Below are 22031 nucleotides of genomic sequence, written 5' to 3'. Positions count from 1 at the left end.
AATTTCCTCCATGACCACCACACCCCATCCTCTCGTCAGCCGCGCCCGGCGCCTGGCGCACGACCTCCTCGTCCCGCACGCCGAGCGCGTCGACCAGGAGGGTGTGCCCGCGAGCCATGTCGAGGCGGTGAAACGGTCGGGGCTGCTCGGCGTGGGCGGGCCGAAGGAGTACGGCGGCGCGGACGCGCCCGTGGCGGTGGCGCGGGAGACCGCGGAGATCCTCTCCGGGGCGTGCTGCTCCACATGGTTCGTGCAGACACAGCACCACACGCCGGTGAAGCTGCTCGCCACATACGACTCGCCCGTCCGGGAGAAGCTGCTGCGTCCGCTGGCGACCGGCGAGCTGCTGGCCGGCATCGCGTACGCGCACGTCCGGGGCTTTCCCCGGGTTCCCGTGCGGGCCGTGCCCGAGCGGGGCGGCTGGCGCTTCGAGGGCAGGGTGCCCTGGTACACGGGGTGGGGTCTGAACGACGTGATGCTGCTGGCCGGGGTGACGGACACGCCCGAGATCGTGTTCGTCGTCGTCGAGGCCCGGGAGCAGCCGGGGCTGTCCGCGTCGGCGCCGATGCGGCTCGCGGCCCTCACCGCCGCCCGTACGGTCTCCCTGGAGCTGGACGGCCTGTGGGTGCCGGAGGAGTCCGTCGTGCTGCGCACCCCGCAGGAGGAGTTCGCCCTGGCCGACCTGCCCAAAGCGGCCAACACCAGTCCGGCCGTGTTCGGGGTGGCGTCCGCGGCGCTGGACCTGGTGGAGCGGGCCCCGGAGGGCGAGGAGCCGGCGCGGACGCTGCGGGCCCGGCTCGACGAGGTCCGGCGGGAGGCCTACGCACTGGCCGACCACCCCGTCCCGCACGAGTGCGTGCCGGATCGTCTGGCGGTGAAGACCCGGGCCTACGACGTGATGCGCGCGGCCACGACCGCGGCGATCGTGGCCGGGGGCGGCCGGTCCATGGACCTGGGCAGCCGGGCGCAGCGGCTGGCGCGCGAGGGGCTGTTCCTGCTGGTGCAGGGCCAGACGGCCGAGGCACGCCGGACGCACCTCGGCTCCCTGGCGTCCGGCTAGCCGAGCCGGGGCAGGGCCGGATCGCCGGTCGGGGGCAGAGCCCGCTCGCCGGTCCGGGGCAGGGCCGGCTCGCCGGTACGGGCGGGGATCTCGCCGCAGAACTCCGCCTCGATCACATCGGTGTAGAGCGACGGGTCCGGCAGCCAGTCCCCGTTGACGTTGAGGGTCAGCTGGTGCTCGCCGTCCCGGGTGCCGACCATGGCGGACATGGAGCCGTTGGTCCGCCCGGTCTTGCCCACCACCTCCACACCGCAGGACAGCGTCGCGAACTCGACGCCGAGTCCGAACCCGAACCCGTCCCCCCTCGGGACCTCGTCGAGCATCGCCCTCATCTGCTTCGGGGGTAGCAACTCACCCTTCATCAGCGCCCGTTGGAAGCGGTTGAGGTCGCCGCCGGTGGAGATGACGTCTCCGGCCGCGCCCAGCCAGGTCATGTTCTGCTCGGTGGCGTCGTGGACGGGGGCGTCCGGGGCGTCCTGGTGGAGCCGCGAGTAGCCGACGGGGTGCGGTTTCGGCAGGTGGGGCGAGGTGCCGGGGAACGAGGTCCCGCGCAGCTTCAGCGGCCGGACGATGCGGCGGGTGGTCTCCTGCGCGTAGGAGCGGCCCGTCGCCTTCTCGATGACCATCCCGGCGAGCACGTAGTTGGTGTTGGAGTACGAGGGCGCCGCCCCGGGCTCATTCACGGGCGGGTGTCTCAGCGCGATCGCCACGAGGTCGTCGGGCGTGTGCGTGTCGTACCGGTGCTCGGGGAATCCGGGGCCGGCGGCGTCGTGCAGGAACGCCGGGTCGGCGGTGTGGTTGGCGATGCCGCTGGTGTGGTTCAGGAGGTGGCGCAGGGTGATGCGGTCCGGTTCGTAGCCGTTGCCCCGGACCAGGCCGGGCAGCCACCGCTCGACCGTGTCGTCCAGGCTCAGTCTCCGCTCGGCCTCCAGTTGGAGCAGGACGGTGGCGATGAACGTCTTGGTGATGCTGGCGCCTCGGAAGTGGTCGCCCGGGGAACGCTCGCGGCCGGTGGCGGTGTCCGCGTGACCCGCTTCCGCGAACCACCTCCCCTCGGCGTCACGGACGTTGACGGCAGCTCCGGGCGGGCCGCCCTTCCCGACCAGGTCACGTAAGGCGGCCCGGGTCGCCTCGTGGCCGTGCCGCGGCGGCGCCGCGTGCGCGGAGGGGGCGACGGCCACGGCCCCGGTCGACAACGCCACCGCCAATGCGTACGAGACGGTCCGTGCGGCCCGCTGCTTCATGGTGTCTGTACCTCCCGTTCACCAAGGGGCCGGGGTGCCCCTTGGTGCGGATGACGCCGAACTCGGGCCGGGAGGTTGATCGTTGGGCCGGGGGCGGTTCTAACTGGCGAAGGGTACGGGCGTGGAGGCCGGAGCGGCGGGTTCCCTGCCGGAGGGGTGGCGCCACAGGCCGTCCGCGGCCAGGCGCGGCAGGACGCCCTCGCCGAACCAGTACGCCTCCTCCAGGTGCGGATACCCGGAGAGGATGAACTCCTCGATGCCGAGGGCGTGGTACTCCCTGATCCGCTCGGCGACCTCGTCGTGACTGCCGACCAGGGCGGTGCCCGCCCCGCCGCGCACCAGGCCGATGCCGGCCCACAGGTTGGGGTGGATCTCCAGGCGGTCGCGCCGGCCGCCGTGCAGGGCGAGCATGCGCCGCTGCCCCTCGGACTCGCTGCGGGCGAGCCCGGCCTGCACCGACGCGACGGTCTCGGGGTCGAATCCGTCCAGCAGCCGGTCCGCTTCGGTCCAGGCCTGCTCGGCGGTGTCGCGGGTGATCACGTGCAGCCGGATCCCGAAGCGGAGGGCGCGGCCCTGCCCGGCGGCCAGCGACCGGATGCGGGTGATCTTCTCGGCGACCTGGGCGGGCGGTTCGCCCCAGGTGAGGTAGACGTCGGCGTGCCGGGCGGCGATCTCACCGGCGATGGGCGAGGACCCGCCGAAGTACACCTGGGGAACGGGGTCGGGCACGCGGGCGAGCGCCGCGTCCTGCACCCGGAGGTGCTCGCCGTGCAGGTCGACCGACTTGCCCTCCCACAACTCCCTGACGATCTGCAGGAATTCGCCGGTCCGGCGGTACCGGCTGTCCTTGTCGAGGAAGTCGCCGAAGGCGCGCTGCTCCTGGTTCTCGCCCCCGGTGACGACGTTGAGGAGGAGCCGTCCGCCGGTCTGCCGCTGGAAGGTGGCGGCCATCTGCGCGGCGAGGGTGGGCGAGATCAGGCCGGGGCGGAAGGCGACGAGGAACTTCAGGCGTTCGGTGTGCTGGCTGACCATCGCGGTGGTGAGCCACGCGTCCTCGCACCAGGCGCCGGTGGGCGTGAGGACCCCCGCGAAGCCCACTTCCTCGGCGGCGCGGGCGATCTGGCTCAGATAGGCGACCGTCGGCGGCCGGTCCCGTCCGGACGCGGTGGCCGGGCTGCCGTGGCCGCCGCCGACGACATGGCGGCTGTCGCCGTTGGTGGGCAGGAACCAGTGGAAGGTGAGGGACACGGGGAACTCCGATCGATGGGAACGTCCGCGAGCGAGGCGGGAGGGTCAGCCCGCCACGGCCAGGAGCGGGGTGCGGCCGAGCGCCGCGGAGAACTGGTCGACCACCTGGGCGAGCGCCTCGGTGGCGGCCGGAGCGACGGTCAGGGAGCCGTCGTCGTGGACGGTGATGTCCTTGTCGAGGGTGAACCAGCCCTGCACGGTGTGGGCCGCGCCCATGGAGGTGAGCACCGGGCGCAGGGCGTAGTCGATGGCGAGGACATGGGCGATGCTGCCGCCGGTGGCGAGGGGCAGTACGGCCTTGCCGGTGAGGGCGTACTGCGGGAGCAGGTCCAGCAGGGCCTTGAGGACCCCGGAGTAGGACGCCTTGTAGACGGGCGTGCCGACGACGACGCCGTCGGCGCGCGCGAACAGTTCGGTGGCCTCGACGATGGCGGGATGCCGGAAGTCCGCGCCGAGCAGGGCCTCGGCCGGGATGGTGCGCACGTCGAGCGGGATCACGTCGTGGCCCTGGGCGACGAGCCGCTCGTCCAGGTGGCGCAGCAGGCGGCTGGTGCGGGAGGAGGAGGAGGGGCTGCCGGAGACGGACAGGACGGTGGCCATGGGCTCTCTTTTCCGGGAGAACGCGCGACTGCGCGCGGACAGAGCCGAATTCGGGGGCGTCCGCTCAACGGGCGTGACGGAGCGCCGAATTCAGGCGTGAGAGAAGTGCACCGCGCGGGGCGGAGGGAAACGCACCGCGAGAGACTCCGCCGTGGAGCGTGGACGCGCCAGGGCTCGGCAGGGTGTGGCCGAAGGCGGATACGGCGGTGCGGGGAGGCGGCGGCGAGCCGTCGGGCTCAGACTGCGGTGCCGACGGCTCAGACTGCGGTGCGACAGGAAGCGCTGGAGACGCGTGCGAGGTCGACGTGGCGTCGCCGCGTGAGATCCAGTCGCATGGTCATGCCATGGATCGTGGCAGCGCGGCACGAGGGCCGTCAAGGAATTCGTGGCTCATCTCGCATCCCGGACCACGGATTTCGGGAAGCGGGCCCTGAATCCTGAATGGCGATGGTTCCCCGGACGGCCCGTGCGCCCGGTTCAGTCCTCGTCGGCCGGGACCACCACGAGGAAGGCGTCCGACTCCAGGTCCATCACGACGGTGGCGGGCTCTCCCTCGGCCCGGCGGCGGGCCGCGTACTCCTCCGCCGGCCATGATCCGCGCGGAGCTCCCGCCGGGAACCGCTCCAACACCTTCGCGCTCATGGCCGCAGACATGCCCGCTGCCCTCCCCTGTTCCAGGCCGCCTGCCGGGCGGCGTCGATCGGTCGCTGTCGTACTCATCCGGTTGCCCCCGATCCGCCCGGACATGTACCGCGGGGCGCATCAGCACACCCGTTCCGACCTCTACACATAAAGGGGAAATAAGTGCAGAATGAGGCTAACGCGGCGCTTACCGCATACCCCACCAGACGCGGTCGCCCTGCAAGACGAAGGAGACGAGTCATGGCCAACGTCTCGCCCACCAGAGGTGACATAACGAGCCATCCTGATGCCTCCGAAATGCGGGATCGGTACGCCCGCATGCTCGGTGGTCGCGATGTGGCGCTCGTGGACGGACCGGTGTTCCTGCTCGGTCTGTACTGCGCCGCCTCCCCGTGGATAGTCCACTACACGACCAGCCAGCCGCCGCTCGTGACCCACAACCTGATCATGGGCATCGCGATCGGCCTGCTGGCGCTCGGGTTCACTCGCGCTCCGGAGCGCATGTACGGCCTGAGCTGGGCCATGTGCGCCCTCGGGGTGTGGATGATCATCTCGCCGTGGGTCGTCGGCGACAGCCCGGACGCCGGCGTCGTGTGGAACAACATCATCATCGGCGCACTGGCCGTGATCCTGGGGCTGGTGTGCGCCGGCACGGCGGCGAAGGCCTCCCCGAGGCCGTAGCCCCGCCGGAAGGAGAACCGAAGGCCGGTCCGCACCCCGGACCGGCCCTTTCGTACCCGCACCCGGTCGCGAGCGACGCGGAGCCGCCCCGGAACCGGAGTGTCCCGGCCGGCAGGGGGCACACGCACTACAGCGGGGGTCCTGAGGAGAAGGGGCGGAGATGGAGATCGACGGGATCATCAGTGCCATCGTGATCGGCATCGTCATCGGCGTCCTGGGCCGGCTCGTGGTCCCGGGCCGTCAGCGGATCGGCATCCTGTGGACGATCGTCGTCGGCATCATTGCCGCGCTGATCGGCTCCGCGCTCGCCGCCGCGTTCGGCGTGGCCGACACCAAGGGCGTCGACTGGGTCGAGTGGCTCATCCAGATCGGTCTCGCCGCGCTCGGCGTGACCGCGCTGGACCGCTCGAAGGCACGCCGCTGACGGCGCACCGACCGTACGGCACGACCCACCCCGTACGGCGCGACGTAGCCCGTACGGCATGCCACAACCCGTCCGCCGACACAACCGGCGACACGACATGACACAACCCGTCCGCGCGGCCGACCGGCCGCGCGGACCCGTCCCCCGCCGCGCGGCACGGCCGACGACCGCTGCCGCCGCGAGACGGGCGCGGGCGTGCTGAAGCGTGAGGGCGGGCGCGACGGCACCGCGGCCCGCCACAGCTCGACCCGTCGCAGCTCGGGCACGTCGCAGCTCGGGCACCGTCACAACTCGCACGTCACAACTCGCACGTCACAACTCGCACGTCACAGCTCGTGCACATACGGCGTCGTCGTGGTCAGCGGCAGGAAGCCGAGGCGTTCCAGGATGGGGCGGCTCTGGTCGGAGGCGTCGACCTGGAGGTAGCGGTAGCCGCGGTCCGCGGCGGCACGGGCGCGGTGGGCCACCAGGGCACGGTAGATGCCTCGGCCGCGCCAGCCCTCGACGGTGCCGCCGCCCCACAGGCCGGCGAACAGCGTGCCGGGCACGAGTTCCATCCGGGCCGCGCTCACCGGCTCGTCCCCGGCCATCGCCACGACGGCGACGACGGTGTCCGGGTCCGCCGCCAGGCGCGCGAGCAGTTGGTGACGCAGCCAGGAGCTGTCCGCGCCGAAGGCCTTCTCGTGCACCTCGGCCACGAGGTCCACACCCGTCGCGTCGGTGACCGGCTCGACGCGCACGCCCTCCGGCGGTTCGGCGCCGAGGACCGCCCCGCCGGCCTCGCCGATCATCAGCGTCTCCTGCGGTCCGGGCGTGAAACCCGCCGCGCGCAGCCGCTGCCCGAGGTCGACCGGCCGGTCGTGTCCGTACAGCTTCCACTCGAAGTCCAGGCCGAGCCCGGTGTAGTGACGGACCTGCTCGTCGATCGCCGCCCGGGCTCCCGCCTCGTCGAGGGCGGACCACAGGACGCCGTTCCAGCCCTGTGCGGAGGCGACCTGGCGCACGACGCCGCCGGTTCGCTCGACGCGGGCGTCGGGGCCGTCCGGCCGGGCCCCCTCCCGCAGGTCACGGTCGAACAGGGCGAGCAACGCGGCATGATCCATGTGGTCCATGGGGTGCACTCCAGCACCGACCTGCCGGTCCGGCAACGCCTTTTCCGGTGGGGTGACACCCCATGGCCTCCCGTCCCGCCGTTCCCGCCCCACCGTTCCTTCCCCCATGGGGGCCGGCGCCATAGGGTCCTGTTGATCACATCGTCGCGGAGAGGGGCCGCACCATGGTCGTGAAGGACACGGAACTGCCGCACCTGCGCCGCTGCGTGGAGCTCGCCGCCGAGGCGCTGCGGGCCGGGGACGAGCCGTTCGGGTCCGTCCTGGTCGGCGGGGACGGCACGGTCCTCGCCGAGGACCACAACCGGGTGGCCTCCGGCGATCGCACCCGGCACCCCGAGTTCGAACTGGCGCGCTGGTCGGCGGCCCGCCTCTCACCCGAGGAGCGGTCCGCCGCGACGGTCTACACCTCCGGCGAGCACTGCCCGATGTGCGCGGCCGCGCACGCATGGGTCGGCCTGGGACGCATCGTCTACGTCGCTTCCTCCGAGCAACTCTCATCCTGGCTGAACGAGTTGCGGGTCCCCGCGCCGCCGGTCCGGACACTCCCCGTCCACGAGGTCGCACCCGGCGTAGTCGTGGACGGGCCCGTACCGGAACTCATGGAGGGTGTGCGGGAGTTGCACGTCCGGTTCCATCGCGGACGCGCCTGACAAGACCTCGTCGCGAGGGCCAGGTCCGCTCACCCGGGCCCGCGTCCGCCGTCGAGATGCAGGGCCACTCGGGCGAACCTACGATCGAATTCAACAAGACCAGGTGTACACCCCGGTCCCCCCGACGGGGGGAGGCGCATGTCCTTGCTGCGGGAACGGCGGCTGATGGCCGCCTACATCGCCCTGGTCACGGCCGTCACGATCGTGTACATGACCGTCCCGGTGGTGGCTCCCGCGCTGTGGGCCGTCATCGGGCTGGCCGGCGTCACCGCGGTACTGGCCGGCGTGCGCCTGCACCGGCCCGCCCACCAGTGGCCCTGGTGGTTCCTCGCCGGCGGCCTGCTCACCTTCATCACGGGCGACACCTACTACAACGTCATGGAGGAGTACTTCGACGCCTCCAACCCGTTCCCCTCCCCCGCCGACGCCTGCTACCTCGCCACCTATCCGCTCTTCGCCATCGGCCTGTCCGGGCTGGTGCGCCACCGCTGGGCCGACCGCGACCTGCCGAGCCTGCTCGACGCGCTGATCATCACGGCGGGCCTCGCGCTGCCCGTGTGGGTGTACCTGGTGCAGCCGCTGACGGTGGCGGAGGGGATGACCTGGCAGCAGCGCGCGATCAGCATCGCCTACCCCCTGGGCGACGTCCTCGTGCTGGCCCTGCTGGCCCGGCTGCTGACCCCGAGCCCGGTCACCGGCCACAACCGTGCCGTGGGTCTGCTGGTCGTCGGCACCGTGACGCTGCTCGGCTTCGACATCGCCTACGGGATCCTGCAACTGAACGGCCTGTGGCAGACGGGCACCCTGCTCGACACCGGGTGGATCGCCTTCTACACCGCCTGGGGCCTGGCCGCCCTGCACCCCTCGATGGTCGAACTGACCGCCTCCGTGCCGCAGCGCGAGTCCCTCCTCCCGCCGCCGCGCCGGCTGGTCATGCTGGCCGTGGCCACGCTCATCGCACCAGGGATCCTGCTGTACGAGGGCCTGAGCAAGCAGACCCGGGACGCCGCCGTGATCGCGGCCTTCTCCGGGGTGCTGTTCCTGCTGGTGATCCTCCGGCTGGCCGGCATGGTGGTGGCCCATCGTCACGCCGTTACCCGGGAGCTGGCGCTGCGCGCGGCCGCCGCCTCGCTGGTCTCGGCCTTCCGGCAGGAGGAGGTCGACCAGTCCTGCCGCACGGCGGTCGACCGGCTGCTGGGGCCGGACGTACCGCACCGGACGGTGCTGCTGCCGTCGGAGCGGGTGACGGACCTCGGTGCGCGCGGCACCCGCCTGGTCAGCCCGGCCGCCCTCGACGACAGCACCGGCGCCGAGCTGGACGCCCTGCCCTCCGTCCTGGTCTGCCCCATGACGCAGCCGGACCGTCCGGCCGGAGCGATCCCGGGAGTCCTGCTGGTCGCCGGCCCCGAACGGCAGCTCACCGAGACCTGGGGCTCCCTGGAGATCCTGGCCTCGCACGCCGGCCTGGCCATGGAGCGGGTCAAGCTGCGCCAGGAGGTGGTCCGGCGGGAGAACGAGGCGTACTTCCGCACCCTGGTCCGCAACGCCTCCGACGTCATCCTGATCCTCGAGGACGACGACACCATCCGGTACGCCAGCCCGTCCGCGCGGTCCGTGTTCGGCACCGACGACCTCGTCGGCGTGTCACTGCCGGACCTGGTGGACCCCGGGGACCGGGACCGGGCCACGCGTGAGCTGACCGCCGTACGGGAGCGGGGGTCGCCGGCGGGGCACGACCACTGGTGGGTGCGGCGCGGGGACGGGCGTGTCGAGGCGGAGGTGCGGTTCAGCGACTTCCGGGACGAGCGGACCGTGTCCGGACTGGTGGTGACCCTGCGGGACGTGACCGAGCAGCGGCGGCTGGAGCAGGAGCTGACCCAGCGGGCGTTCCACGACTCGCTGACCGGTCTGCCCAACCGCACGCTGCTGCTGGAGCGGATCGAGCGCGCCCTGCTGCGTGGCCGCCGCGAGTCCTCCCTGACCTGTCTGCTCTTCATCGACCTCGACGACTTCAAACTGGTCAACGACACGATGGGGCACCGGGCGGGCGACCATCTGCTGATCGCCGTCGGCAACCGGCTGTCCCGGACCCTGCGGCGCACCGACACGGCGGCCCGGCTCGGCGGCGACGAGTTCGCGGTGCTGATGGAGGACGCCAAACAACCACTCGACGCCGAGCTGCTGGCGGCCCAGGTGATCCAGACGCTGGGACGGCCGTTCGACCTGGACGACGAGTCGGTGACGGTGTCCGCCAGCGTGGGCGTGGCCACCGCGCGCGACAGCACGGACGCGGAGGAACTGCTGAGCCACGCCGACCTCGCGCTGTACGCGGCGAAGTCGGCCGGCAAGCGGCAGTGGCGCCGTTTCCGGCCGCTGCTGCGCAGCCGCATGGTCGAGCGGCACGACCTGCAGTCGCAGCTGGCCCAGGCGGTCGCCGACAAGGCGTTCGCGCTGCGGTACCAGCCCGTCGTGGACATCGCGGCGGGGGAGGTCGTGGGGTTCGAGGCGCTGATCCGCTGGCCGGCCGAGGAGCGGTCGTCCGTCACGCCGGACCAGTTCATCAGCCTGGCCGAGGAGACCGGGCACATCGGCCCGCTGGGGTCGTGGGTGCTGGAGAACGCGGTCAGTGACATCGCGGGCCTGCAACGGCTGCCTGGCCCTTCCCGACCCCCGTACGTGAGTGTGAACGTATCCGCCCGCCAGTTCCGCGACGCGGGGTTCGTCGAGCAGGTCGGCCAGGCGCTCCGCACCCCGGGTCTGGAGCCCGGGTCGCTGCAGCTGGAGCTGACGGAGACGGTGCTGCTGCACCGCGACGACCGGCTCCAGACGGTGCTGCACACGCTCAAGGAACTCGGGGTGCACATCGCGGTCGACGACTTCGGCACCGGCTTCTCCTCGCTGCGCTACCTGCGGGACTTCCCGATCGACGTGCTGAAGATCGACAAGTCGTTCATCGACGACATCGCACGCGACGCCCAGCAGGTCGCCCTGGTCGAGGGCATCGTGCGCATCGCCGACACCCTGGGCCTGCAGGTCATCGCCGAGGGCATCGAGGACGCCGCGCAGCGGAACCTGCTGGCCGGGATGGGGTGCCGGTTCGGGCAGGGCTACCTGTTCGCCCGGCCCATGACGGTGGAGCAGAGCGCACACGTGCTGCGGGAGCCGAGCACCCGCCCCTTCGCGCCGCCCCGGACGCCGCGTCCGCGCGTGGACGCCGCCCGGGGACGCCGGGAGGCGCGCTGGGCGGACCTGGAACACCTGCGGCGCACCAGTCCCATGAGCGACGCGGTCCTCGACGAGGTGCGCGGCCGCCACATCCGCAGCGGCGACCACTGGCTGATCGACTTCGCGTCGTGCAACTACCTCGGACTCGACTGGGACCCGGAGGTCATGGACGCGGTCGATCCCGCGGTGCGCGAGTGGGGCACGCACCCCAGCTGGTCGCGCCTGCTGGGCAGTCCGCGGCTGTACCCGGACATCGAGGAGCGGCTGGCCGCGCTGCTGGGCGCGCCGGACACGCTGCTGCTGCCGACGCTGACGCTGGTGCACGCCTCGGTGATCCCGGCGCTCGCCGAGGACGGGCACGTCTTCGTGGAGGCGACCGCCCACCGGACGGTCTACGACGGCTGCGTGGTGGCCCGCGCGCGGGGCGCCGCCCTGCACCGCTTCCACGGCGACCGGATCGACGAACTGCGCGCCCTGCTGGCCGCGGTGCCGCCGGGCACGCCCCGGCTGGTGTGCCTGGACGGCGTCAACAGCATGAGCGGCAACATCCCGGACCTGCCCGCGCTGGCGGCGGTGTGCCGTGCCGAGGGGGCCACCCTGTACGTCGACGACGCGCACGGCTTCGGCGTGATCGGGGAACGCGGGCCCGGCGAGACCTGCCCGTACGGCATGCGCGGCAACTGCGTGGTGCGGCACACCGGGGAGTCGTACGACGGGATCGTGCTCGTCGGGGGCTTCTCCAAGGCGTACTCGTCGCTGCTGGCGTTCCTCGCGCTGCCGTCGGAGCTGAAGAACCGGCTGAAGACCGCGGCGGCTCCCTATCTTTACTCGGGGCCGTCACCGACGGCGTCCCTGGCCACCGCGCTGGCCGGGCTGGACGTGAACGAGCGCCGGGGCGATGCCATCCGGGCCGACCTGTACCGCAAGACCGTGCGGGTGCTCGACCACCTGGACGACCTGGGGGTGAGCACCCTCAACACGGACCGGCTGCCCATCGTGGAGGTGCCGCTGTCGAACCCCGCGGACCTGGACGCGGTGGCCGCGTTCCTGTGGGAGGAGGGCATCTACGTGACGCTGGCCGCCTACCCCCTCGTCCCGCGCGACCGGGTGGGCTTCCGCATCCAGCTCACCGCTCTCAACTCGGACGACGACATCGGACACCTGAACGCCACCCTGACCCGGCTGTCCGAACGTTTCCCGCTGCGGCTGAAGGGCTAGACGGCCATGACGACGCACAACGACGACGTGGACTGGGACCGCTGGCCGGTCGCCGACTACCTCGCGGAGAACTACCGCGAGGTGCACCCCTCCGACGCGGCGGTCATCGCGCACCACTCCGCCTACTACCGGCGCCTGCCGCCCGGTGGCATCGCCCGCTCGGTGGAGTTCGGAGCGGGCCCCAACCTCTACCCGCTCATTCTGGCGTCCGCCGTGAGCCACCGGATCGACGCCGTGGAGGCCGGGTCGAGCAACGTCGCCTACCTCCGGGAGCAGATCTGTCACCGTGTCGACGCGAGCTGGCTTCCCTTCCACGCGCTGTGCCGGCGGCTCAATCCCGCCGTGCCCGCGACCCTGGCCGGGGCGCTGGCGCCGGTGAACGTCGTCCACGCCGATGTGCGGACACTGCGGCCGGGCGCGTACGGACTCGGCTCCATGCACTTCGTCGCCGAGGGCGCCACGGAGGACTTCGCCGAGTTCGCCGACTTCTGCCGCACCTTCGTCCGCGCGGTCGCGCCGGGCGGCCACCTGGTCGCCGCGTTCATGGAGAACATGCCGACCTACCGCATCGGCCCGGCCTCCCGCTGGCCCGGCTGCCCGGTGAACCCGGCGACCGTCACCGAGGTCTTCACCCCGCTGACCCGCGACCTGGACGTCACCCACATCGACACCGACCCGACCCTGCCGGACTACGGCGACTCGGGGATGGTGCTGCTGACGGGGGTGGCGGAGGCGCTCTGAGGGCACCGGGTGCGCGACCACCCGCCGCGGGGGCCGTGCCGGGTGGCTGTTCAGCCGTCCGCCCCCGGACGGAACCGCCGGCGCAGCACCACTCCCCCGATCATGAGCGCCGCGCTCGCCGCGACGGCCGGGAGGGTGTGGTCGGTGCCCGTGTGGGCGAGGGCGCCCCGGGTGTGCTGCGGGCTGTGGGGGGTGTGCGGGGCCGGTTCCGGGGCCGGGTGGGCACGCGGTGGGGCGGAGGGCTTCGGGGCCGGCTCCGGCGGGTGGTGGGGGCGGACCGGGCGTCCGCCGGGCGTGTTCGAGGACTCGTTGCCGGTCGACGCGTTGCCGATGCCGACCACGTTCACCGAGTTGCCGGTGACGTTGACCGGCAGGTCGACCGGCAGCTGGACCCCGTTGCCGGAGACCACGCCCGGCGAATCCTTTCCGCTGCCCTCGGCGACCGCGCCGCCGGGCTTGCCGGGCCGGTCCGCGGGCCCGCTCTTGTTCGCACAGCTGTTGCCCGCGGCGGGGTTCAGGAGTCCCACCACGTTCACGGTGTTCCCGCACACGTTCACCGGGACGTGCACCGGCAGCTGGATGGTGTTGCCGGAGATCACCCCGGGCGAACCGGCCGCGGAGCCGTCCGCCCCGGAACCGGCGTGCGCGGGAACGGTCAGGGCCATCGCGCCCGAGGCGGCGGCGACGGCGATCACACCGTTTCGGGTAACCCGTTTCATAGGTTCCCTGCCTTCCAGACATCGTCGCGGGCACTCACCCGCATGAGACCAAACGCGACGCACCCGGTCCGAGTTATGGCTTATCGGCCTTTCACTCCATCGAGCGGCCCGGTTGTCGAACTAGCGGTAAAACCCTTCGTATGCGCGACGCGGCGGCGCAGGATAAGGCACCTCGCCCGGCCCCGCTCGCCCGGAGGCGCGGCTTCGGGGGCCCGCTTATCGTGGGCGAGGGCGCCGTGGGGCGCCCTGGGAGGCATCGATGCTGGCCAAGCTGTCCACGCACCCCTCGCTCCGGCGCTGCGCGGTCACCGGCACGGCCGGACTGGCCCTGCTGGGGACGGGGCTGCCGGCCGCCGACGACCCCCCGCCCGGCCTGACGCGCTTCTACGACCAGAAGGTCCGCTGGTCGGCCTGCGCGGGCGCGGAGATACCGAAGGACCTGCAGTGCGGCAAGGTCACCGTGCCGCTCGACTACTCCCGCCCGGACAAGGGCACCCTCGATCTCGCCGTGGCCCGCTACCGGGCGACGGGCAGGTCCCGGGGCTCGGTGCTGCTGAACTTCGGCGGCCCGGGCGGCCAGGGCGTGGCCCAGCTCGCCATGGGCGGCAAGGACTTCATGGGCCTGACGGACGGCTACGACGTGGTCGCGTTCGATCCCCGCGGCGTCGGCCGCTCGTCACCGGTCAGCTGCGGCAACGCCTCCGAAGACGCCCTGGACGCGACCGACGGCAACGCCGAGGTGACCGACCCGCAGGCCGTGCTCGGCAAGCTGCGCGACGCGGCGGCCGAGTGCGCCGAGCACTCGGGCCCCGTCCTGCCGCACATCGGCACCGTGAACGCCGCCCGCGACCTGGACGTCATGCGGGACGCGCTCGGCGACGACAAGCTCAACTACCTGGGCTTCTCCTACGGAAGCCGGCTCGGCGCGGTGTACGCGGCCCAGTTCCCCGGCAAGGTCGGCAGGATGGTGCTGGACGGCGTCGACACGCTGACCGAGCCGCTGGCCGAACAGGGTGTGGCGAGCGCGCAGGGACAGCAGACCGCGCTGGAGAACTTCCTCACCTGGTGCACGGACGACATCGCCTGTCCGTTCGGCCGGAACGCCCGCGAGGCGCGGGAGCACGTCGTACAGGTGGTCGAGTCGCTCGACGAGGAACCGGTGCCGACGGATTTCGGTGAGGAGTTCTCCGGTCAGGACTTCGCGGGCGCGCTGGCGCAGGGGCTGTACAGCCGGGAGCTGTGGCCCTCGCTGCAGCGGGCCATCGCCCAGCTGCTCGAGCACGGGGACACGCGCGGCCTGGAGGCCTTCTTGTCCGGGGGGTTCCTCCTCCCGCCGCTGCGGGCCCCGCACGCCGGTCTCACCGACCCCGAGGACGTGCCCCTGGACAACCTGCCGGCGGCGCTGATGGCGGTCAACTGCGCGGACGATCCCGACCGCCCCGTCGCCGCGCAGGTCGGCCGGGACCTCGGCCGGCTGCGCGCCCGCTACGAGCGCGCGTCACCGGTCTTCGGCCGGTACCGGCTCACCCAGGTGCTGATGTGCTACGGCCGCCCCAGGGGCACCGACTTCATCCGCGACGAGGTCAAGGACGTCGACACGCCGAGGATGCTGCTCGTCGGCACCCGGGGCGACCCCGCCACGCCGTACCGGTGGACGGTGGAGACGGCGAAGCGGCTCGGGTCGTCGGCCGTGGTGCTCGACAACCGGGGCGAGGGCCACACCGGCTACGGGTCCTCCACGTGCGTGCACCGCAAGGTCGACGCCTTCCTGCTGTACGGCACGCTCCCGCCGGACGGCAGCTCCTGCGGCTCGGACCACGACGCCGAGTGAGCCGGTGCGGCCACGCCCCCGCGCCCTCAGCCGACTGAGACCTCCGGGGCGTGGACGTCGAGCCACGTCGCCAGGTCGAGGGTCCGTTCGAGGCCGCGCCGCGCCGCCTGGCTGCTCACGGGCGTGTCCCGGTGCGCGGCCTGCCGGAGCCGCTCGGGGTCGACGAGGTCGAAGACCGGGTGGTCCGGCCGGGCGAGGAGGTCCTTGGCCTGGTCGCGGAGAGCCGCCGCGTAGCGGGGGTCCTGGGTGGACGGGTACGGGCTCTTGACCCGGTCGTACACGGACCGGGGGATCAGGTCCGCGGTCGCCTCCCGGAGCAGGCTCTTCTCCCGGCTGTCGAACGCGGCCGGGCTTTGCACACGCAATATCCGGAGAACCCCTCAGCGGTGGGGCGCCCCCGGTCGGAAATCGGCCAGCGGCAAAAACTTCCCCAACTTCCGCTGCGGCGCGCCCGCCCTCACACCCGCGCACGCCGCCGGAGCATCCCGGCGACCCGTCCGGCGTCCGCGACCGAGACGGCGATCCGGGTGAACGGCACCGGCCGCCGCAGGTCCAGCACCACGACGGGCACCCCCGCCCGGACGGCGACGAAATCCCGGCCCAGGGCGTGGAGCCGCTCCCCGACACACCACCGGCCGGGGCGGCAGCGGCCGCCGAGCGGCGTGCCGCGCAGCGCGCGCCACCATTCCGGCTCGACGCGCACCGCCCGCACGTCCGCGGCCCGCACCCGCACCTCGCGACGCCGGGCCGGCAGCGCCTCCCGTGGCGCGAGCCGGACCACGACCTCCTCGCCGTCCACCACCAAGCGCGCCATGGGCAGGCCACCTCCTTCTCCAGCCTGCACCCGCGCGGGCCCTCGCGAGCACCCGAGCCGTCAAGCGGATTGCCCCAAATGCCCTAAGGGTGAATCCGCTCTATCGTGCTGTCATGGAGCACGTTCTGAGTCCCGCGACCCTTGCCGAACTGCGGCGCCCGCGCCCCTACCCCGCGGTCTCCGTGCTGACGCCGACACACCGGCGCGAACCCGACAACGCCCAGGACCAGGTCCGGCTGCGCAACGTGGTGGCCGAGGCCAAACGACAGCTGGAGGCGGATCCGGCGGTCAGCCGCGAGCGCCGCGCCGAGGTCTGCCGGCACCTCGACCGCGCCTTGTCCGAGGTCGACCTGACGCACGCCGAGGACGGCCTGGTGATCTTCGCCGCCCCGGGCGAGCACCAGGTCTGGTCGCTGGCCCGGCCCGTGCCCGAACGCGTGGTGCTCTCGGACACCTTCCTCACCCGCAACCTCGTCTCCGCACAGTCGGCCGAGCGGCCGTTCTGGGCGCTGTCGCTCGCCGCCGACCGCGTCACGCTCTGGAACGGCGGCGTCGACCGCGTCACCGAGGTCCGCCTCGGCGGTTTCCCGCTGACCCGGCGCGTGGAGAACTTCGACCCGGAACGGCAGCAGCGCGTCGGCGACCAGCCGAGCGCGTTCCGCGAGGAACGCACCCGCCAGTTCCTGCGCGAGACCGACACCGCGCTGGGCGCCGTCCTGCGCGACCACCCGCGGCGGCTGTACGTCACCGGCGAGCCGGCCGCCCTCTCCCTGCTGGGCGAGGTCGGCAGCGCCACCAGGGGTGCGGTGCACGTGCCGCACGGCGGACTCGCGCACGGGACCCCCGAGACGGTGTGGCAGGCCCTGCGCCCGGTGCTCGAGGAGGAGGCCCGCACCCACACGGACGCCGTGACCCGGGCTCTCGAAACGGCCCGGGGGCGGCGGGCGTTCGCCGCCGGTGTCGACGAGCTGTGGCAGAGCGCCCGGGACGGCCGCGTCCGGCTGCTGGCCGTCGAGGAGAACTACCGCGTGACGGTCCAGGACGCCGGTGACCATCTGGTCCTCACCGACAGCGGCGACCTCGACTCCCGCGAGGACATCGTGGACGAGATCGTCGAGCAGTGCCTGGAGACGGGGGCCGACGTCCGCTTCGTACCGGACGGCACCCTCGGGGAGGCGGACGGCATCGCCGGCGTGCTGAGGTACTGACCCCGGCACTGACCCCGGCATCGAACACAGGGTCGTCGAACATGCGCGGGAGTGCGACCCCGGCGTCCCGACGGAGCGTCAAATACCCTGTGTAATCTACGACTTGGAGCTACTTGAGGCGCCTCCCCCACCTACCTCGGAGTAACTCCGTGAGACTGTGGCATATGCCAGAAGCACCACCGTATCGTGTGGTGCCAAAGCCCTTACAGGGCGTCGCGGGCTGTGCGACAGTCGTAACGGTCCCTCCGTCCGCCTTGGCCGTACCGTCCCCGCATCGGAGTGCGTCATGCCGTCCCACCTCTCCGCGGACCGCCCAGCCGCCCAGCCGCCCGGACGCGGCTCGGTCGACGCGCTCATATCGCAGACGCGGCGGCTCAAGGGCGACGTGGACGCCGTGCGCCGGGACGCCGAGGAGGACGACGGCCCGGACCACCCGCGGGGACGCTGGCAGCGCGCCCTGTACGACCTGGCCCTGCACCAGCTCAACGACCTCGACGAGCATCTGGCCCAGCTGCGCGACGGCCCTCAGCCCACGGCGCGGACGCCCGAGCCGGCCACGCCCCCGCGGGGCTCGCTGCTCAGCCGGGTCGGCAGCGCCGAGTGGAACCTGCTGACGGACGAGGCCAGTTGGTCCGGCGAGCTCTACCAGATCCTCGGCCGCGACCCGGCCGCTCCCCCGCTCACCCTCGACGAGCTGCCGTCCCTGGTGCTCGACGAGGACCGGCCGAAGCTGACGGCGATGGTCACGAACTGCCTCGTCGACGCCCGGCCCATCGACGGCGAGTTCCGCATCGCACGCCGGGACGGTGACGTCCGGACCGTGCACATGATGGGCGAACCGGTGCTCGACACCGACGGCAGCACCGCCTCGATGTGGGCCGTGCTGCGGGACGTCAGTGAACTGCGCCGCAGCCAGCGGGTGGTGAGCGAGACCCGTGACTCGCTCCACCACCAGCGGGAGGCCGCGCGGACCGAGCACCGGCTCGCGGTCGAGCTGCAGGAAGCCGTGCTGCCGCCATGGCGCGGCTCCCTGCGGCTCCCGCACCGGGGCCCGCGGACCCTGGAACTCGCGGCCCGCCGCCTGCAGGCGTCCACGACCACCCTGATCGGCGGCGACTGGTACGACGCGCTCGAACTGACCGACGGCGAGACACTCCTCAGCGTCGGCGACCTCACCGGGCAGGGAGTCGGCGTCACCTCCAACATGACCATGCTGCTCGGTGCCGTACGCGGCATGGCGATGGCCGGCGCGCAGCCCGGACAGCTGATGGCCTGGCTGAACCAGTTACTCGACGCCACCGTGCAACCCGCCCTCGGCAGCGCCGTCTGCTGCCGCTACCGGCCCGGCACCCGCACCCTGATGTGGGCGCAGGCCGGACACCCCGCCCCGCTGCTCTTCCGCGACGGGACGGGGCGCGCGCTGAACGCACCGGACGGCGTCCTGCTGGGCGCCACCTCGGGGCCGGTCTACGGGCAGGCCGAGGAGACCCTCCAGGTGGGCGACCTGCTGCTCCTGCACACCGACGGGCTGGTGCCCGGGCACACCGGAACGGCGGCCGCGAACCTCCTCCTCGACCTGGCCCCGCGCCTCGCCGGGAACCGCAGCGCGGAGGACTGCGTGCGGACGGTCGTCGAGGAGTTCGGTGCGGGCGAGCGCGCGGACAACGCCTGTCTGCTCGCCGCCAAGGTCACGTCATAGGAACATCATCAGGCCCGTGCGCTGCTGCCGCCCCTGCCCTTCGTCTTCGGCAGGGCGAGCTTGATCTCCTCCCGCAGCTCCTGGATCCTCGGGTAGCCGGAGTACTCCGCCGTGAGCCGGTACATCTGGCGCAGCCGGTCCCAGGTGCGGTGGGAGGAGTTGGAGCCCATCGACACCAGGGCCAGTCGCGCGTACCGGTCCGCCTGTTCGGGGTCGTCGGCGATGAAGCAGGCCGAGGCCATCGACAGGTAGTCGAAGATCTTCGACCGCTGCCGGCCGTCGACCCGGAGGGCCAGCGCCTTCTCCGCGTAGTGCTGGGCATGCGCGGCCGCGCCCGGCTCGAACTCGGCGAGCGTGCGGTAGGCCAGGGCCTGCATGCCGTAGAGGTCCTCCTCCTTGAAGGTCTGCATCCAGTCCGGCGGCGGGACGTCGGCCTTGTCGGAGACGAAGAGGTCCTCCGCCTGCCCGAGCGTGCGGCGCATGGCCTGGCCCTTGCCCATGGAGGCCTGTGCCCAGGCCTCGATGGTGTAGAGCATCGCCCGGGTGCGGGGCAGCACCTCCTCGCCCGAGCCGGACGTGGCGAGCTTCATCAGGTCCAGGGCGTCGTCCGGCCGGCCCAGGTGCACCATCTGGCGGGCCGCGCGGGAGAGTGCCTCGCCCGCGCGGGGCCGGTCCCCGCCCTCTCTGGCCGCGTGGGCGGCGATGACGAAGTACTTCTGGGCCGTGGGCTCCAGACCGACATCGTGCGACATCCAGCCCGCGAGGACGGCCAGGTTGGCGGCGACGCCCCACAGGCGCCGCTGGAGATGGGGTGGGTGACGGTAGGCGAGCATGCCGCCCACCTCGTTGAGCTGGCCCACCACGGCCTTGCGCTGGAGCCCGCCGCCGCGGGCCGCGTCCCAGGCGCGGAACACCTCGACGGAGCGCTCCAGTTCCTCGATCTCCTGCGACCCGATGGGGGCGGCCTCGTAGCGGTCGAACCCAGCGGGGTCGGCGTGCAGGGGATGGTCGAGGTCGGGGGCGTCGGCAGTCAGGGCAGGGTCGGTGTGCAGCCAGTCGTACATGGCGCTGCTGAGTGCGGATCCCGCGGCGAGCGCGGCGCCCGCGCCCACCAAGCCGCGTCGGTTGAGCATGAGGTCCATTCCCGTGAATTCGGTGAGGACCGCAGCCGTCCGCTCGGGCGCCCACGGCACACCGTCGGGAGCCTCCGGGCTCCCGCCGCCCTGCCGTTTCCCCGCACGCCCGTGCCGGACCAGACCGAGGTCCTCGATGGTCACGACACGGCCGAGACGCTCGGTGAACAGAGCCGCCAGCACCCGCGGCACCGGATCGCGCGGGATCTCTCCCATGTCGATCCACCGCCGCACCCGGGAGGTGTCGGTCGACAGCTGGGGATGGCCCATGGCCGCCGCCTGCCGGTTGACCAGCCTCGCGAGTTCGCCCTTGGACCAGCCGGCCAGGCCGAACAGGTCCGCGAGCCGGGTGTTGGGTTGTCCGCTCACGTCAAGCCCCCAGGTTCTCGGCTGAGTTGACAGTAGCCCGGGGAGACTTGCCGGGCGACTATTCGCCAGGGTTCGCCAGGGTGCGCCAGATGGTGTGCCACCGGGCATCCGGTGTCAGGTAGGAACGCGCCACCCCGACCCGGTCGCCGCAGGGACATTCCCCAGGGTGATCCCGGGCGTCCGGGCCGGGTGGTGCGCTGTCGTCGCAGGCACACGAAGGGATCTGTCTCGCCCATGTACGCAGCATCGTCCTCCGTGTCCGCACCGCCCCGGTCGCTCCACCCGCGTCCCACGGACAGCGGCCCCTACCTCGCCCCCGCGCGGCCGGCGGCCCCCGTGCTCGGAGCGGGCAGGGCACGGCGCGGCGCGGTGCTCGGCACGCAACCGCTCAGCGGGAGACTCGACTTGTCCGGCCCCCAGGGCGCGCAGCTGCGCACGGCCATCGCGTCGGTGCACCGCATCTGCCCGGAGTTCTCCCCGGTGCAGGTCCTGCGCCGCAGCGGCCGGTCCGTGCTGCTGGTCGGTACGACCGGTCGCAGCTCGGCCGTCGCCAAGTGTTTACTGGACCACTCCCCCGCCTGGTCCGAGCGGATCCGCCACGAGATAGCGGCGTACCGCTCGTTCGTCCGGCACCGCCCTCCCGTGCGCGTGCCGAGACTGATCGCGGCGGACCCGGACAACTGCACCCTGGTGATCGAGCGGATGCCCGGGCGGGTGGCGGCCCTCCAGCGGCATCCGGCCGAGGCGCCGCCCCGGGCGGACATCAGAGCGGCGCTCGGCGCGATCTGCCGGCTGAACGCCTGGCGGCCCCCGGCGGGCACGTTCGACACCCCGCTGGACTACGCGGCCCGGATCTCGCGGTACCACGAGCTGGGACTGCTCACCGACCGGGACCTGGGCGACCTGCAGAAGCTGCTGCACGGCATCGCCCAGGCGGCCGGGCGGCAGGGCATGGGCCAGTTCTGCCACGGCGACGCACTGCTGTCGAACATCCTCCTGTCACCGGCCGGTCCAGTGCTGGTGGACTGGGAGCACGCGGGCTGGTACCTGCCGGGTTACGACCTGGCGACGCTGTGGTCGGTGCTCGGGGACGCACCGGTGGCTCGTCGCCAGATCAGCCAGATCGCGCAGTCGGCGGGCCCGGCGTCCAGGGATGCCTTCCTGGTGAACCTGATGCTGGTGCTGACGCGTGAGATCCGGACGTACGAGACGGCCGTGCAGCGTTCGATGCACGACGCGGCCCCGGCGGCACCGGGCACGGCCCACCCGGGTGCTGCGCCGTCCGGCGAGGAGCAGCGGCTGCTGCTGCGGCGGCTGCACGACGACTGCCAGCCGCAACCCGTCCGCGTCGATCAGCACCGGCACCTCCGCCGCCAGCACCTCCCCCCCCGTCGCCGCGTCGTCCCCGGCCCC

General features: G+C 72.7%; 19 protein-coding genes and 1 pseudogene. 10 read left to right on the top strand and 10 right to left on the bottom strand.

The features are described from left to right. The first annotated feature begins 10 nt into the window (after positions 1–10). Complete coding sequence (locus tag ABZ948_RS26095; RefSeq protein WP_359763389.1) at positions 11–1060, top strand: acyl-CoA dehydrogenase family protein; 1050 nt, start codon at positions 11–13, stop codon at positions 1058–1060. On the opposite strand, the gene ABZ948_RS26090 is transcribed toward ABZ948_RS26095, so the two are convergent. The 5 genes from ABZ948_RS26090 to ABZ948_RS26070 all read right to left on the bottom strand — a co-directional run bounded on the left by ABZ948_RS26090 (position 1057) and on the right by ABZ948_RS26070 (position 4794). Then, complete coding sequence (locus ABZ948_RS26090) at positions 1057–2304, bottom strand: serine hydrolase domain-containing protein (protein ID WP_359763387.1); 1248 nt, start codon at positions 2302–2304, stop codon at positions 1057–1059. The two genes, ABZ948_RS26095 and ABZ948_RS26090, sit on opposite strands and share 4 nt — an antisense overlap. Before the next feature lie 99 nt (positions 2305–2403). Beyond that, positions 2404–3552, bottom strand: a complete 1149-nt coding sequence (locus ABZ948_RS26085) for an LLM class flavin-dependent oxidoreductase (RefSeq protein WP_359763385.1) — start codon at positions 3550–3552, stop codon at positions 2404–2406. Positions 3553–3597: 45 nt separating this feature from the next. After that, a complete protein-coding gene (gene ssuE / locus ABZ948_RS26080; protein ID WP_359763383.1) occupies positions 3598–4152 on the bottom strand; it encodes an NADPH-dependent FMN reductase in 555 nt (184 codons plus the stop codon). Between the two features lie 257 nt (positions 4153–4409). Next, the gene (locus ABZ948_RS26075; protein WP_358798425.1) at positions 4410–4487 is read right to left on the bottom strand and encodes a putative leader peptide; all 78 of its coding nucleotides are present in this window, start codon (positions 4485–4487) and stop codon (positions 4410–4412) included. Between the two features lie 142 nt (positions 4488–4629). Beyond that, entirely contained in the window at positions 4630–4794 is a 165-nt protein-coding gene (locus ABZ948_RS26070; RefSeq protein WP_494487296.1) for a DUF8839 family protein, read from the bottom strand. Positions 4795–5034: 240 nt separating this feature from the next. On the opposite strand from ABZ948_RS26070, the gene ABZ948_RS26065 reads away from it, so the two are divergent. After that, positions 5035–5475, top strand: coding sequence for an SPW repeat protein (locus ABZ948_RS26065; RefSeq protein ID WP_359763380.1), 441 nt, complete (start codon positions 5035–5037; stop codon positions 5473–5475). 160 nt (positions 5476–5635) lie between these two features. Beyond that, positions 5636–5899: a GlsB/YeaQ/YmgE family stress response membrane protein gene (locus tag ABZ948_RS26060; RefSeq protein ID WP_031118633.1), complete on the top strand. Its 264-nt coding sequence runs from the start codon at positions 5636–5638 to the stop codon at positions 5897–5899. A 326-nt stretch (positions 5900–6225) separates the two neighbouring features. On the opposite strand, the gene ABZ948_RS26055 is transcribed toward ABZ948_RS26060, so the two are convergent. Then, a complete protein-coding gene (locus ABZ948_RS26055; protein WP_359763494.1) occupies positions 6226–7002 on the bottom strand; it encodes a GNAT family N-acetyltransferase in 777 nt (258 codons plus the stop codon). 173 nt (positions 7003–7175) lie between these two features. On the opposite strand from ABZ948_RS26055, the gene ABZ948_RS26050 reads away from it, so the two are divergent. The 3 genes from ABZ948_RS26050 to ABZ948_RS26040 all read left to right on the top strand — a co-directional run bounded on the left by ABZ948_RS26050 (position 7176) and on the right by ABZ948_RS26040 (position 12845). After that, positions 7176–7661, top strand: coding sequence for a nucleoside deaminase (locus ABZ948_RS26050; RefSeq protein WP_359763378.1), 486 nt, complete (start codon positions 7176–7178; stop codon positions 7659–7661). Positions 7662–7799: 138 nt separating this feature from the next. Continuing rightward, on the top strand, positions 7800–12104 hold the full coding sequence (locus ABZ948_RS26045; RefSeq protein WP_435857602.1) for an aminotransferase class I/II-fold pyridoxal phosphate-dependent enzyme: 4305 nt from the start codon (positions 7800–7802) through the stop codon (positions 12102–12104). A 6-nt stretch (positions 12105–12110) separates the two neighbouring features. Then, positions 12111–12845 carry a class I SAM-dependent methyltransferase gene (locus ABZ948_RS26040; RefSeq protein WP_359763376.1) on the top strand — a complete coding sequence of 245 codons (735 nt, stop codon included), beginning with the start codon at positions 12111–12113 and terminating at the stop codon, positions 12843–12845. Between the two features lie 50 nt (positions 12846–12895). Here the strand turns inward: ABZ948_RS26040 and ABZ948_RS26035 are convergent, their stop codons facing one another. Next, positions 12896–13564: a chaplin gene (locus ABZ948_RS26035; RefSeq protein ID WP_359763374.1), complete on the bottom strand. Its 669-nt coding sequence runs from the start codon at positions 13562–13564 to the stop codon at positions 12896–12898. A 259-nt stretch (positions 13565–13823) separates the two neighbouring features. On the opposite strand from ABZ948_RS26035, the gene ABZ948_RS26030 reads away from it, so the two are divergent. Next, positions 13824–15395, top strand: coding sequence for an alpha/beta hydrolase (locus ABZ948_RS26030; protein WP_359763372.1), 1572 nt, complete (start codon positions 13824–13826; stop codon positions 15393–15395). A 26-nt stretch (positions 15396–15421) separates the two neighbouring features. Here ABZ948_RS26030 and ABZ948_RS26025 read toward each other — a convergent pair. Continuing rightward, positions 15422–15739 (bottom strand): annotated as a pseudogene (locus ABZ948_RS26025) (asparagine synthase-related protein); the annotation flags it as partial. A 113-nt stretch (positions 15740–15852) separates the two neighbouring features. Beyond that, positions 15853–16209 (bottom strand): hypothetical protein, encoded by a 357-nt coding sequence (locus ABZ948_RS26020; protein ID WP_359763370.1) that lies wholly within the window; start codon positions 16207–16209, stop codon positions 15853–15855. A gap of 113 nt (positions 16210–16322) precedes the next feature. Here ABZ948_RS26020 and ABZ948_RS26015 point away from each other — a divergent pair, with 113 nt between their 5' ends. Together ABZ948_RS26015 and ABZ948_RS26010 are read left to right on the top strand one after the other, a co-directional pair. Continuing rightward, complete coding sequence (locus ABZ948_RS26015) at positions 16323–17417, top strand: baeRF3 domain-containing protein (RefSeq protein WP_359763368.1); 1095 nt, start codon at positions 16323–16325, stop codon at positions 17415–17417. A gap of 286 nt (positions 17418–17703) precedes the next feature. After that, a complete protein-coding gene (locus ABZ948_RS26010) occupies positions 17704–19116 on the top strand; it encodes a PP2C family protein-serine/threonine phosphatase (protein ID WP_359763366.1) in 1413 nt (470 codons plus the stop codon). Positions 19117–19124: 8 nt separating this feature from the next. Here ABZ948_RS26010 and ABZ948_RS26005 read toward each other — a convergent pair whose 3' ends face one another. Continuing rightward, positions 19125–20618: a DNA-binding protein NsdB gene (locus ABZ948_RS26005; protein ID WP_359763364.1), complete on the bottom strand. Its 1494-nt coding sequence runs from the start codon at positions 20616–20618 to the stop codon at positions 19125–19127. A gap of 234 nt (positions 20619–20852) precedes the next feature. Between ABZ948_RS26005 and ABZ948_RS26000 the strand changes: the two genes are divergently transcribed. Beyond that, positions 20853–22031: aminoglycoside phosphotransferase family protein (locus ABZ948_RS26000; RefSeq protein ID WP_359763362.1), on the top strand; the 1179-nt coding region annotated here is incomplete at its 3' end.

The sequence above is a fragment of the Streptomyces olindensis genome, from assembly GCF_040645895.1.
Taxonomy (GTDB): domain Bacteria; phylum Actinomycetota; class Actinomycetes; order Streptomycetales; family Streptomycetaceae; genus Streptomyces; species Streptomyces olindensis.
Note: the sequence above shows the minus strand (reverse complement) of the source record. Positions and strands in the feature narration are given on the sequence as shown.

Coding starts and splice junctions, on each gene's coding strand:
- ABZ948_RS26095 (WP_359763389.1), top strand. CDS start 11: ATGACCACCACACCCCATCCTCTCGTCAGCCGCGCCCGGCGCCTGGCG.
- ABZ948_RS26090 (WP_359763387.1), bottom strand. CDS start 2,304: ATGAAGCAGCGGGCCGCACGGACCGTCTCGTACGCATTGGCGGTGGCG.
- ssuE (WP_359763383.1), bottom strand. CDS start 4,152: ATGGCCACCGTCCTGTCCGTCTCCGGCAGCCCCTCCTCCTCCTCCCGC.
- ABZ948_RS26075 (WP_358798425.1), bottom strand. CDS start 4,487: ATGCGACTGGATCTCACGCGGCGACGCCACGTCGACCTCGCACGCGTC.
- ABZ948_RS26070 (WP_494487296.1), bottom strand. CDS start 4,794: ATGAGCGCGAAGGTGTTGGAGCGGTTCCCGGCGGGAGCTCCGCGCGGA.
- ABZ948_RS26065 (WP_359763380.1), top strand. CDS start 5,035: ATGGCCAACGTCTCGCCCACCAGAGGTGACATAACGAGCCATCCTGAT.
- ABZ948_RS26060 (WP_031118633.1), top strand. CDS start 5,636: ATGGAGATCGACGGGATCATCAGTGCCATCGTGATCGGCATCGTCATC.
- ABZ948_RS26055 (WP_359763494.1), bottom strand. CDS start 7,002: ATGGATCATGCCGCGTTGCTCGCCCTGTTCGACCGTGACCTGCGGGAG.
- ABZ948_RS26050 (WP_359763378.1), top strand. CDS start 7,176: ATGGTCGTGAAGGACACGGAACTGCCGCACCTGCGCCGCTGCGTGGAG.
- ABZ948_RS26045 (WP_435857602.1), top strand. CDS start 7,800: ATGTCCTTGCTGCGGGAACGGCGGCTGATGGCCGCCTACATCGCCCTG.
- ABZ948_RS26040 (WP_359763376.1), top strand. CDS start 12,111: ATGACGACGCACAACGACGACGTGGACTGGGACCGCTGGCCGGTCGCC.
- ABZ948_RS26035 (WP_359763374.1), bottom strand. CDS start 13,564: ATGAAACGGGTTACCCGAAACGGTGTGATCGCCGTCGCCGCCGCCTCG.
- ABZ948_RS26030 (WP_359763372.1), top strand. CDS start 13,824: ATGCTGGCCAAGCTGTCCACGCACCCCTCGCTCCGGCGCTGCGCGGTC.
- ABZ948_RS26020 (WP_359763370.1), bottom strand. CDS start 16,209: ATGGCGCGCTTGGTGGTGGACGGCGAGGAGGTCGTGGTCCGGCTCGCG.
- ABZ948_RS26015 (WP_359763368.1), top strand. CDS start 16,323: ATGGAGCACGTTCTGAGTCCCGCGACCCTTGCCGAACTGCGGCGCCCG.
- ABZ948_RS26010 (WP_359763366.1), top strand. CDS start 17,704: ATGCCGTCCCACCTCTCCGCGGACCGCCCAGCCGCCCAGCCGCCCGGA.